This is a genomic window from Novipirellula artificiosorum, assembly GCF_007860135.1.
Classification (GTDB): Bacteria; Planctomycetota; Planctomycetia; order Pirellulales; family Pirellulaceae; genus Novipirellula_A; species Novipirellula_A artificiosorum.
On record NZ_SJPV01000004.1, the window covers coordinates 244,247 to 256,724 of the forward strand.

Consider the following 12,478-nt stretch of genomic DNA (forward strand, 5'->3'; position numbering starts at 1 on the left):
ACGTCGTGGTCACGGCTACCGGGCACTCACTAAGTTGTGTTCTCTCGAAAGGCGGTACACCAACTTGCGCCGTGAATAATCCGGGCTAAGGTTGAATCGGCACAGAGCGTTAATCGGAGTCGGTCCTGAGGATGAGATCGATAGAGTGAACATCGATCAGCCCGCTGCCGGTCATCGTTTCAGCGCCGAGTCGAAGTTCGCAGCTTCCTTTGTTGAGGTGAAACACGCCAAGAGGGAGCGGTTTGAAATCCTTGACGAAGTAATGCGAATTCTCGACGCGTTCTTTTGACTTGTCGTAGAGGGGCGGATCAAATACTTCATGGACGATCTGGCTGACGGACACCTCCGCCACCGAGAGAGTGATTCTTGCACCTTCATTTCCGGCGGCGCAGGTGTAGTACACGATCGCCTCGTAGTCGCCCTGCTGACCCACGTCGATTGGCCAATGGATGTAGTCGTCAACGTTTGTCCAATTCTTGAAAAAAGAATTGTTCGGCGCTTTTGCGCTCCGCTGTATGGCACCATGGGGCTCGCCGTCACGCGCGGGTAGCGTCGTGCTTGGCCCGTATCCAACATGAAACGGTCGTCCCGAAAACTTGTCAAAGCACGCATTCATCTCCTCGGCGTGCAGTTGTGCTTTGCGTCTCAACTCGGATGCGGCTTTGGGATACTCTTCCGACACGTCGACATGCTGCCCAGGGTCCTTGTCAATATCGAACAACTTTCCAGTCGAATCAAGTCGAAACCGCTGGGTACGAACACTGACTTCCTTCTTCTTCGCTGCAAACAGCATTCGAGATGGCCATGTCGTTGTTTCGTTGAGGAGTAGCGGCTGAAGACTTGTTCCGTCGAGCGGCTTGTCGATCTTCAGATCAATGTTTGCCAAATCGGCCAGCGTTGGCAACAGATCAATTGCGCCAGCGATTTGGGGGATACTTGCCCCGGCGCGTATGTGGTCTGGCCAGCGGATGAACAAGGGTGACCGCAACCCACCTTCGTCAAGCGATCCCTTTTTACCTTTCATGCCTTGGTTCCAACGATAGGAATTGGGACCGTTGTCGGAAAAGTAGACGACAATCGTCTCCTCTCGCAGGCCCAGTTCGTCCAGCGTCTTGAGCACCCGCCCGACGTTCCAGTCGATGTTCTCACACATGGCAAGCGCAGCGCGTGTCATCATCAAGTCCTCTCGGTCGGGGTCGCGGTGACGCATGGCCAAATCCGCATCTTTGAACTTTTCATAGAAAGCGTCTGGAACCATCATCGGCGAATGGGGTGTGTTGAGCGGCAAGTAGCAAAAGAAGGGTTGCTGTTGGTTGTCATTAATGAAGTCGATTGCATGCTCGGTAAAATCATCCACGATGAATCCTCTGCCTCGGACTCGTGTGCCATTGTGATCGAGTGGCGGGCTGAAGTAGTGGCCCCAATGTCCCGACGTGAACCCGTAATACTCATCGAAGCCGCGTTGGTTTGGGTGTAGCGGCGGTTGAGTCCCGTTGTGCCACTTTCCAAAGGCTCCGGTTGCGTACCCAGCCGACTTGAAGACATCGGCAATGGTTGTTTCCTCAGCATTCAATCGACCTTCGCCGCGACTGACGCCGCTAACACCGGTGCGAGGATAGTAGCGACCGGTCAGGAACTCGGCACGAGTAGGCGCACACACTTGGCAGACATAAAAGTGCTCAAGTCTTGCGCCCTCGGCGGCCAGCGAATCAACATGGGGCGTTGAAAGATTCGTGTTGCCGTTGATACTAAGATCACCCCAACCTTGATCGTCCGTCAGGATCACGACGACGTTGGGGCGGCGTGCCGCCGCAGATTCTGCCATGGCTCCCAATACGACGAGAGCCGCCAGGCTGGAAAGGATCCATTGAGTCGCGTGCTTCATCCGTCTGCTCCAGGTTGATCGAGTCTTCATGGGGTCGCTGTCACGCTTCCACCAGCTGCTTTCCAGTGGTCCGTCCTACCCCAATTCTAAGCTCTGACAAAGCACCAGTGTATCGAATGGTGATGCCACCGGGAGCAACAACACAAACGATTCCCTTAGCGGTAGAATGAAACGCCGATCTCAAACACGGAACCCAACACAGACATCGCTGTCAGCGATGAAGCCATTTTTTTTCGCTCGATGCTATCCCTTTCAAGGATCTCCCTACCGATGACCCCCTACCTGAGTGTTCCACTCGTCTTAGCGGTGCTTGCGATCTCTACCGCCCTCCAGGCAGCTGAATCCAACCGTCCCAACGTGATCGTCATTCTAGCAGATGACATGGGCATCGACTCGGTCTCTGCAATGAACGGCAAATTGGGACTCGAGACTCCCTCGATTGACGAGTTGTCACGTGAAGGCATGTCGTTTTCCGACGCGCACTCGACGTCAGGTGTGTGCACACCGACACGTTACAGTGTACTGACGGGGCGATACAACTGGCGTTCTCGGCTCAAACGCGGAATCGTGGGCAAGTGGGAGCGTCCATTGATCGAGGACCAACGTCTGACGTTGCCCGAGATGTTTCGAGAACATGGATACGACACAGCATGCATTGGCAAATGGCATCTCGGTTGGCATTGGCCCAAGCAGGGCGGTGGAGTGACCGAAAAGGTCGACCAGATTGATTTCACAGCGTCCGTCAAGGGCGGCCCAAACGATCATGGTTTTGACAACTACTTTGGCGACGATGTTCCCAATTGGCCGCCGTATGCGTGGCGAGAAAACGATCGATTGCTAGGTGAGATCACGACGCAAATGAAAGCGGGGGCCATGCTCGGCGTCTCCGCTGGTCCGGCCGTTGCCGACTGGGACTTTCGTGCCGTCCTGTCCGAGTACTCGAAACGGTATTCCGAATACATCCGCGATCGTGCCCAACAGCAGCGACCCTTCTTTCTTTACGTCCCGATGCCGTCGCCGCACACGCCCATCGCGCCACACGAAGATTTTCGTGGCAGATCCAACGTCAGCGAGTACGCTGATTTCCTGATCCAGACGGACCACGCGGTCGGCGAACTGTTGCGTGCTTTGAAGGAGACGGGGCAGGCTGACAACACGGTGGTCTTCTTCACCTGCGACAATGGAACATCACCCAAAGCTGACTTTGCTTCGCTCAATGCGGGCGGCGTACATTTGAACGAACATTGGCGAGGTTGGAAGGCAGATGCATACGAGGGGGGACACCGAGTCCCGTTCTTCGTGCGTTGGCCCGGCCATATTCAGCCCGGCAGCCGATGCGACCAGACGATCACACTGGCCGATATCATGAGTACCTGTGCAGCGTTGCTTGAACACCCTCTTCCACCTGACGCCGCGGAAGACAGCGTGAGTCTGCTTCCGACCTTGATTGGCGATCAGGAGTTGACCCCGCTGCATCCGCTTGTCGTTCATCATTCCGTCTCAGGGCATTTCGCAGTCCGCAAAGGAAAATGGAAGCTGCTGTTGTGCCGTGGCTCGGGTGGTTGGAGTCCACCTAGCGAGTCGGAAGCCGACAAGCAAGGTCTTCCGCCCGTTCAACTCTACGACTTAGAAGCGGATCCGAAAGAAAGGTCAAATCTTCAGGCAAGCCATCCGGAACTCGTACAGCAACTCACCGAAGAGCTGCGCCAAATCATCGAACGAGGGCGCAGCACACCCGGACCCAAGCAGCCAAATCACGCTGATGTAAGCTGGTGGGCCGGTTTGCCATGGGAGAAGCCGTGACGATCCCCACCGACTTGAACCCCGACTTTGACCCGGAAAGGTCCGGCAGCAAACGGAAGGGCAAGAATCCGTAGACCCAAACGTCGTGCCGTGCAAGCGAAGCGAGCAGCAGCCCTGCCGCCTTGACCGGGCGTTTGGCTACTGCCAGGTGTTGTCGGCTTTGACGTTACGCGTTTGACCGTCCACCGCGACGCGAGCAACGGCTTGGGCGGGGTGTCGCAATCGGAACGCTTCAAGCTGTCCCTCCTTCCATCGCAGATCCACATCAAAGCCACCACGAGCTCGAAGCCCATGGACCGAGCCGCTTCGCCATGGTGTCGGAAGCGCCGGCAGCAGCTCGATGAGGTATCCGTCTCTGCTATCGCCAATGTGACTCTGGACTAGCATTTCAGCGATGCCGGCGGTTGCTCCGAAGTTCCCATCGATTTGGAACGGCGGGTGCGTGTCAAAGAGATTGGACGTGGTCGATTTTCCGAGCAGTGCATGCAAGTTTCGCCAGGCTTCATCCGCTTGATGGAACCGGGCGCGAAAATTGATGATCCAGGCACGTGACCACCCGGTGTGACCACCGCCTTTCGAGAGTCGGAAGTCAATGGATTTCTTTGCGGCCTCGACCCGATTCGGTGCCGACAACAGGTTATATTGGCGACCCGGATGAACAGCGAATAGATGGGAGATGTGGCGATGGCCTGGATCGGCTTCCTCGTAGGGTAGCGCCCATTCCATCAGCCGTCCATCGCTACCGATCTGGGGTGCGGCGAGTTTTTCGCGAGCGGCACGAATCTCGTCCAGAACGGGATCTTGGACGCCAAGAACGTCGGCCGCTTCGAGCGTGTTGCTGAAGACATCCCAAATAATCTCCTGGCTCATCGAGGCTCCCATCGAAATTTGAAGCACCTCCTTTTCGCCGGCGATTCGAAAGCGGTTTTCGGGTGAGGTATCGGGACCGGCAACTAATTTTCCGCTGTTCGGATCGAGGACGAGATAGTCCAGGTAGAACAGGGCGGCTTCGCGAAGAGTCGGCCAGGCGCGTTGTTCGAGAAAACCTCGGTCACCGGTGAATCGATAATGCTCCATGAAATGCTGACTGCACCACCCCGCGCCGTGTGGCCACATGCCATATTGGACTTTGCCAAAGACAGTGGTGAACAACCATGGATCGGTGGTGTGACCGATGGTAAAACCGCGTGCTCCAAAAGCTGCCTTGGCAGTTTTCCGACCGGAGGGAACAAGCGATTCGATAAAATCAAAGAACGGTCCATGGCATTCCGACAAGTTGGTCACCTCGGCGGGCCAGTAGTTCATTTGCACGTTGATGTTGGTGTGGTAGTCGGAGTTCCAGGGCGCTTCGATCTTGTCGTTCCAGATCCCCTGTAAGTTCGCGGGAAGATTTCCCGGTCTTGAAGAGCAGATCAAAAGATAACGACCAAATTGAAAATAGAGCGAGAACAGGGCTGGGTCGGTGCAAACGGGCAACTCGGAGGAGTTTGTCTGGAACTGGCTCTTGATCACAGCGAGCCTTTCGTCAGTCGGACGTGCGGCGGCATCCCAGCCACCAAGATCGAGAGAGACGCGATGGAACAGTTCTTGGTGTGCTTGCAGGTGAGACGCAAGCAACTTAGCGATCGGTTGCGTCTGTGCCCGTTTGATAATGGCCGCGTTAGCCGCTGCAAGATCGAGAGCGAGCGGTTCGCTGGGGTCGCCTTGATGGTAGTTGGTTTGAGCCGACAAGTAGACCGTCAGGCTGTTCGCACCCGTGACTTGGAGGCTGGCATCGCCGTCTCCTTTCACGGTGCCGCCATCCGCAACCGCACGCAATAGGCAATGGAAGCGAACACCAGGTTGTTCGCCATTGTGGTTCGCCTGGCCGTGCATCGCAATGCTGACATTGTCAAACAAATCCACGGTGAAGTCGGCGGGTCGGCTCAACGCCAATGAGCCGCTGATGTTGCCTGGTTTGTCCGCAGTCCAGCGGAACACAAGGACGTCGTCGGGGGCAGACGCGAAGACCTCTCGCGTGTGCGTCACTCCGTCAATCGTAAACGTCGTCGTGGCGATCGCGCGATCGAGGTCGAGTTCACGACGGTAACCTACCAATTCCGCATCCGAGAAACCCGTTGCAACGGAGATGCCGTCAAACTCGATCTCTGCGAGCTGAAAGTGTTTGACACTCGGGTTGGGTTCGAACGTGAAACGGTAGTGGCGAAACGGTCTCGGGTTGGCAATCGTGTAGCGACTTTGAGCACCGCGTTTCTTCATCGCTGCGATGGACTGCTGTTGGTCAACGAGTTCCCAATGTTCTCCATCCTCGGATCCTTCAAGCGTCCAGTTCGAGGGATCTCGTTGGGGGACGTCGTTGGCCGAAGTGAAAGTGTAGCCGGGCGGTGCCGTCGGTTGGTGAAACTCGACTTGCCAAACAACAGGCTTCCCTTCATGGGTAACGCACCACTTGCTGGAGGGATCTCCGTCGCTGGCCGCGCCGACCGCTTGATTCCCAAAATGCGAAGCATGTTCACTTGGGCAGCTAACCTTCGATGCGCCGCCGTCCGTTGCCATTCGAATCGTCAAGTCGCCGAGTGTTTGGTAGCTTCGCGGCGAGATGCGATCCGCCATGTGTTGCTGCACGAGATCCTGAGCTTCCTTTTCTTTGTGTTCAAACCAAAGTTGGCGTGCCTTTTGGAATGCATCGCGGAATTCAGGTTTGGTTTCGGGTACGGGGGGACCGCCCCACAACGATTCTTCGTTCAATTGAATCCGTTCGGATTCCACACCGCCAAAGACCATCGCGCCGAGCCGGCCATTGCCAACCGGAAGCGCCTCGCTCGCCCAAGATTTGGCGGGTTCGTCATAGTGAAGCAGGAGCGGTGGTGCCTCTGCGCCAGCAACGGTGGAAAGGACCAATAAAAGGAGGGGCAGCGAGTAATGCATGACAGGAGAGAACTCATTGAGAGTGGAGGGATCTTCCGCGGGGAACCTGCTTCGCTTGAGCGACCGCCATTTGGGGACGAGCGAGGAAAACAAGAGATCCCAGCAGATTGTTTTGATTTGCTCTTTGTGGAAGTATTGTGCACCACGCTCCGCCAGGATGCAAACAAGCGATTGGCTCTAAGGGCAAATTGACGATTGGACTTCGAGCAAGGGGCGGTGCAAAAAGGAAGAGACACGTCAAGTTGCAGCGAGATTTCAGGTGTTTGTCCAATGCCACGTGGCGTTGTATGATAAAGAGCCCGCGTCTTTCCGTTTTCCACACCGACTGCCCAGCGTTTGAGGTCCGTATGAACCTAGCCAAAGAAAAATGCCTCATGCTGGCCCTGCTGGGCGTACTGTGCCTTGGCCTTGGGAATGCCGAGTCCGCACCGGCCGCAGAGTCTCAACGTCCCAACGTGTTGTTCATTGCTGTCGATGATCTCAATGCATGGGTCACACACTTGGGGCGAAATCCGCAAGCACGAACGCCTAATGTCGATCGTCTGGCGAAGATGGGAACGACGTTTCAACGCGCCTATTGTGCGGTCCCTGCTTGCAACCCTGCTCGTGCCGCCTTGATGACCGGCCAACGTCCCTGGACAACGGGATGTTACCTGAACTCCGACCCATGGAAGCAACATACGACCGAGGGTTTTGGACTGAGCAACCAGTTCAAAAAATCGGGCTATCATGTCGTCGGTGCTGGGAAAATCTACCACAGCCAAACCTATTTTGAATCGGAGTGGTCCGAGTACATGGACCCCAAGCTCTACTCCTTAGATGGCCCAGAGGTGAAGAAGGACGATGGTTTCCACAATCCAATGAATCACGATTTGAAGGACGAAGACCTGGGTGATTGGCACGTGGTCAATTGGTGCGTGGAACAGCTGTGCAAAGAACAGGACAAACCATTGTTTCTGGCGTGCGGTCTGTACAAGCCACACCTGCCCTTTGCGGTTCCCCGCAAGTATTACGAAATGTTTCCGCGCGAACAGATTCAGCTGCCACCCCATCGAGAGAACGATCTCGACGATCTGCCCGCAGCCGGAGTGAGGATGGCCAAACCCACCGGCGATCACGCCCGATTTCTGAAGTCCGGCCGATGGAAGGATGCCATCCAATCTTATTTAGCGACCTGCGCCTATACCGACATGAACATCGGCCGCCTGTTGGATGGTCTCGCGAAAAGCCCCCGCGCCGATAATACGATTATCGTCTTGTGGGGTGATCACGGTTGGTCCTTTGGCGAAAAGAGCCATTGGCGCAAATTCGCGTTGTGGGAAGAACCCACACGAGCTCCTTTGATCTGGGTCGCGCCCGGTGTGACCCAAGCGGGTACCGAGTGCAAGCAACCGATCGACTTCATGACGATCTACCCGACGTTGTGCGAATTAGTTGGCATCGACATCCCATCGCACGTTGAGGGCAAAAGTGCCGTCAACTTGTTGCGAGATCCTACGTCCGCATGGACGGACCCGGCAATCACAACGCATGGCTATCGGAATCACGCCGTGCGAATGGAACAGCATCGGTACATTCGGTATGCGGATGGCAGCGAAGAACTCTACGATCACACCCATGACCCTTATGAATGGACCAACCTTGCCAGCAGGCCTGAATCGTCGAAAGTGATTCAACGACTCAAACAGCACTTGCCGACTCGCGATGCCGCTCCGGCGACATCAAAATAACACACGCCCGATCAACCACGCACACGGTCGTCGAGCACGTTGCCAGGCTGCAACCCGCAAGCAGGCAACGCAAAGACGAGTACGTTTGTGCGAAAGGAAGCAGAGTAAACATTGAAAGCGTGCCCGAGCGAGCAATCTCCTTTCGAATCGAGTCCCTCCAAGAAACTCAGGTTAAAGTGAAATTTGAAACCCTGACACCGATCGTTTCATTCCTGTTGACGGTGGTGTGCTGCGGTACGGTGGAAGCGGCGGAGCCCGATTTTGCTAACGACATTCGGCCGGTGTTGTCCGATGCCTGTTATCACTGTCATGGTCCTGATGCTAAGGCGCGCGAAGCGGATCTGCGATTCGATGATCGGACGGCTGCCTTGCAGTCCAACGTGCTGACGTCCGGCGAAATGCTGGAGCGGCTCACCAGCGACGATTCCGACATCCAGATGCCCCCACCCGATTCCAACCGCCGGTTGCGTCGCAAGGATCGTGCCAACTTGATTCAGTGGATTGAAGCAGGCGCTATCTGGCCTGAGGACGATCGTCACTGGGCGTTCATCCCGCCGGTACGACCGGATTTGCCCCTGGACGAGAAGCGAACGTGGTCGCGAAACGGCATCGATCCTTTTGTCTTGGAGCGGCTGGATCAGGAAGGGTTGGAGCCCACACCGGAGGCTGATAGAGCAACCCTGCTGCGACGGGTGAGTTACGATCTGACGGGACTCCCCCCCAGCCTGGAAGAGCTCGATGCCTTCCTTGCCGACGAATCAAACGATGCCTACGAGCAGGCCGTTGATCGCTTGTTGGAATCCTCTCGCTACGGCGAGCACATGGCACTGGATTGGTTGGAAGCATCCCACTATGCGGATACGGACGGTTATCAAAACGACCGCCTGCGCTACATGTGGGTGTGGCGTGATTGGCTAATCCGAGCCCTGAACGACAACATGCCCTTCGACCAATTTATCACCGAACAGATGGCGGGCGATCTTCTGCCCGACCGCAATTTTCTGACTCAGGTTGCAACGGGATTCAATCGCAACCACCGCATCAATTCCGAAGGCGGCGCGATTCCAGAGGAGTGGATTGTCGAATATGTCGCGGATCGGGTCGAGACAACCGGAACCTTGTTCCTTGGGCTCACCCTCACGTGCTGCCGTTGTCACGATCACAAGTATGATCCCATTTCCCAAGATGATTTCTACAGCCTGTTCGCGTTCTTTCACTCTATCGACGAGGCGGGTCTTGGACCCAACAATGGCAACAGCCCGCCGTTTATCAAAGTGCCCGATAGTTGGCCGAACTTGCAAGGACAGGAGGCCGAGTTCGTCATCCCCGAACCAGCAATCGTGAAGGTGAGTCAGACATCGGTTCCGCGTCCGCAGGCCGGCAGTGCCGACACCGTGATGGTGCTGCATGAGCGCGATCAACCACGCGACACCTTTCGTTTGGAACGCGGCCAGTATGATCAACCCGACAAATCCAAAAAGCTGGATCCGGCTACGCCTTCAGCCCTAGGCGGATGGAACGACAAGTGGCCGAGGAATCGGCTCGGCCTCGCCCGCTGGCTGACGGATCCCGCACACCCGCTTACGGCGCGAGTGACCGTCAATCGCCTCTGGCAGCATCATTTTGGGATCGGATTCGTAAAGACCAGCGAGAATTTTGGAGTCCAGGGCGAATTGCCGAGTCATCCGGAGCTGCTTGATTGGCTGGCGACCGAGTTCGTCCTCAGCGGCTGGGATGTCAAGGCGATGCACCGACTAATCGTAACCAGCGCCGTTTACCGACAAGGATCCGCGGCTTCGTTAGCGCTGCAGCAACGCGATCCCGAAAACCGACTGCTCGCTCGCGGCCCGCGCAAACGGCTGTCGCCCAGTGCGCTTCGTGACGGGATCTTGTTCACGAGCGGATTGTTGGTGGAGAAGCTTGGTGGCCCTTCGGTGAAGCCTTACATGCCACCCGCAATTTGGAGCAGCATTTCCAATGCAAAGTACGAGCAGGACGAGGGCGAGAACCTCTACCGCCGCAGCCTGTATACCTATTGGCGGCGCACCGTTCCGCCACCCACGATGATGGTCTTCAACGCTGCCGCCCGTGAGACCTGCATCGTACGGTCGGACCAAACCACAACACCCTTGCAGGCGCTGACGCTGATGAACAACGTCGCCTTCGTCGAAGCTGCACGCCACCTTGCGGAACGAGTCTGTTGCGAGGATGGCCTCTCCGACAACCAGCGTGTGGGGCGGCTTTTCCGGAGCGTGACGAGCCGCAAACCCCGACCAGAGGAACTCACGCTACTGATCCAAGATCTTCGTGATTATCGAAAGGACTTCCAAGAGAATTCAACTGCGGCTGAGCGATTGCTGGCCATTGGGGAAAAGCCCAACGACCCCCGTTTCGATCCTACCGAACTGGCCGCCTACACGCTCATCGCCAACACCGTCCTCAACCTCGACGAATCCATCACCGAGAATTGACATGAACCCAGCGGACGAATTCAATTTGTTACAGACACGCCGTGCGTTTCTCGGGCGAGGGGCAATGGGTCTGGGATCCATCGCGATGGGGGCTCTGTTGAATGCATCCGAGCAAACTGCAAGTGCCACGGGCGCCCTGCCTAGTTTACCCCATATTGCGCCAAAGGCAAAACGAGTGATCTACCTGTTTCAGTCGGGTGGTCCTTCCCAGATCGATCTTTTCGATTACAAGCCGGGCCTAGCAAAACACTTTGGCGAGGAGGTCCCCACGTCGGTCTATCCCGCCGAGCGAAAGACCACGATGACGTCGGGTCAAAAGTCTTTTCCTGTGGCGCCGAGCGTCTTTAAGTTTGCACAGCATGGTCAATCAGGAACCTGGCTCAGCGAGAACCTTCCCCACCTGTCCAAAGTGGTTGATGACATCTGTGTGATCAAGAGCATGCACACGGAGGCCATCAATCATGACCCAGCTGCAACGCTGTGCCAAACTGGGTCCGTGATCGCGGGACGCCCGAGCATGGGGGCATGGGTGAACTATGGGCTCGGCAGCGACAACGCCAATCTTCCCGCATTTGTGGCGCTGACCTCCAACGGTTCGGCCAAAGCGGGGCAGCCACTCTACGATCGCCTCTGGGGTGCTGGCTTCTTGCCCGGCCGGTTTCAGGGCGTGAAGTTTCGCAGCCAAGGTGACCCCATCCTCGACCTCTACAATCCCGACGGCGTGACGCGGCCACAGCGCCGTCGCATGCTCGATTCGATCCAAAAACTCAATCAGCAGAGCGCCGACCATTTCAACGACCCCGCCATTGCGACTCGCATTGCGCAATACGAACTGGCCTACCGCATGCAGATGAGTGTCCCTGAACTGATTGATTTCAAGAGCGAATCGAAAGCGGTGCTGGACCTGTATGGACCGGAGGCCACGCAAGTCGGCAAATACGCTTACAACTGCTTGTTGGCTCGTCGATTAGCCGAGCGCGGCGTCCGCTTTATCCAGCTCTATCACAGGGGATGGGATGCTCACAACAACGCTCAGAAACAGGTTCCCGCCCAGTGTCGCGATACCGATCAACCGACCGCCGCTCTGCTGTCTGACCTGAAACAACGGGGCATGCTCGACGACACGCTCGTCGTATGGGGCGGAGAGTTTGGGCGGACGATCTACTGCCAGGGCAAACTTACCGACAAAGTGTATGGCCGCGATCATCACCCGAGCTGCTTCACCTATTGGATGGCCGGTGGCGGTATTCGCGGCGGAATGACCTACGGAGAAACAGACGATTACAGCGTCAACGTCGTGGAAAATCCGGTGCACGTCCATGATCTGCAAGCCACCATCCTGAGGCAGTTGGGCATCGACCACGAGCGGTTGACCTATCGTTACCAGGGACGCGATTTCCGTTTGACGGACGTCCACGGAAAAATTGTCAAACAGATCGTTGCTTCCTAATTCACCGAGTCCCATTCGGTCGCGAGCTGATCGAAGTTGACAGCAGGAAACAACGATCGGTTGGTCCGGTTGAACTCAATCGCTCTACTTCTGCCTCCGAGAGCGATTCCGTAGTATAATGCTGCGTCCCGGCGGAAATCCGGCGAAAATCGGACCGGAAGCACGTGCCAAGAGGCCGTGTGAGCGACGGGTACAACGAAAAACGCAATCC

General features: G+C 56.4%; 6 protein-coding genes. 4 read left to right on the forward strand and 2 right to left on the reverse strand.

What is annotated here, in order from left to right; translation table 11 throughout:
• Window positions 1–109: 109 nt before the first annotated feature.
• Entirely contained in the window at window positions 110–1,885 is a 1,776-nt protein-coding gene (locus Poly41_RS13410; RefSeq protein ID WP_146526690.1) for an arylsulfatase, read from the reverse strand.
• Window positions 1,886–2,155: 270 nt separating this feature from the next.
• Between Poly41_RS13410 and Poly41_RS13415 the strand changes: the two genes are divergently transcribed.
• Complete coding sequence (locus Poly41_RS13415; RefSeq protein ID WP_197231310.1) at window positions 2,156–3,688, forward strand: sulfatase family protein; 1,533 nt, start codon at window positions 2,156–2,158, stop codon at window positions 3,686–3,688.
• Between the two features lie 138 nt (window positions 3,689–3,826).
• Here Poly41_RS13415 and Poly41_RS13420 read toward each other — a convergent pair whose 3' ends face one another.
• A complete protein-coding gene (locus Poly41_RS13420) occupies window positions 3,827–6,616 on the reverse strand; it encodes a glycosyl hydrolase family 95 catalytic domain-containing protein (protein ID WP_146526692.1) in 2,790 nt (929 codons plus the stop codon).
• A 374-nt stretch (window positions 6,617–6,990) separates the two neighbouring features.
• Between Poly41_RS13420 and Poly41_RS13425 the strand changes: the two genes are divergently transcribed.
• The 3 genes from Poly41_RS13425 (at window position 6,991) to Poly41_RS13435 (ending at window position 12,267) form a co-directional block, all read left to right on the forward strand.
• On the forward strand, window positions 6,991–8,346 hold the full coding sequence (locus tag Poly41_RS13425) for a sulfatase (protein WP_146526693.1): 1,356 nt from the start codon (window positions 6,991–6,993) through the stop codon (window positions 8,344–8,346).
• A 176-nt stretch (window positions 8,347–8,522) separates the two neighbouring features.
• Complete coding sequence (locus Poly41_RS13430) at window positions 8,523–10,817, forward strand: PSD1 and planctomycete cytochrome C domain-containing protein (RefSeq protein WP_197231311.1); 2,295 nt, start codon at window positions 8,523–8,525, stop codon at window positions 10,815–10,817.
• A 1-nt stretch (window position 10,818) separates the two neighbouring features.
• Window positions 10,819–12,267: a DUF1501 domain-containing protein gene (locus tag Poly41_RS13435; protein WP_146526694.1), complete on the forward strand. Its 1,449-nt coding sequence runs from the start codon at window positions 10,819–10,821 to the stop codon at window positions 12,265–12,267.
• Window positions 12,268–12,478: the final 211 nt, after the last annotated feature.

Excerpts from the sequence above, each read along its gene's own strand:
- Poly41_RS13410 (WP_146526690.1), bottom strand. The coding sequence starts at position 1,885 with ATGAAGCACGCGACTCAATGGATCCTTTCCAGCCTGGCGGCTCTCGTC.
- Poly41_RS13415 (WP_197231310.1), top strand. The coding sequence starts at position 2,156 with ATGACCCCCTACCTGAGTGTTCCACTCGTCTTAGCGGTGCTTGCGATC.
- Poly41_RS13420 (WP_146526692.1), bottom strand. The coding sequence starts at position 6,616 with ATGCATTACTCGCTGCCCCTCCTTTTATTGGTCCTTTCCACCGTTGCT.
- Poly41_RS13425 (WP_146526693.1), top strand. The coding sequence starts at position 6,991 with ATGCTGGCCCTGCTGGGCGTACTGTGCCTTGGCCTTGGGAATGCCGAG.
- Poly41_RS13435 (WP_146526694.1), top strand. The coding sequence starts at position 10,819 with ATGAACCCAGCGGACGAATTCAATTTGTTACAGACACGCCGTGCGTTT.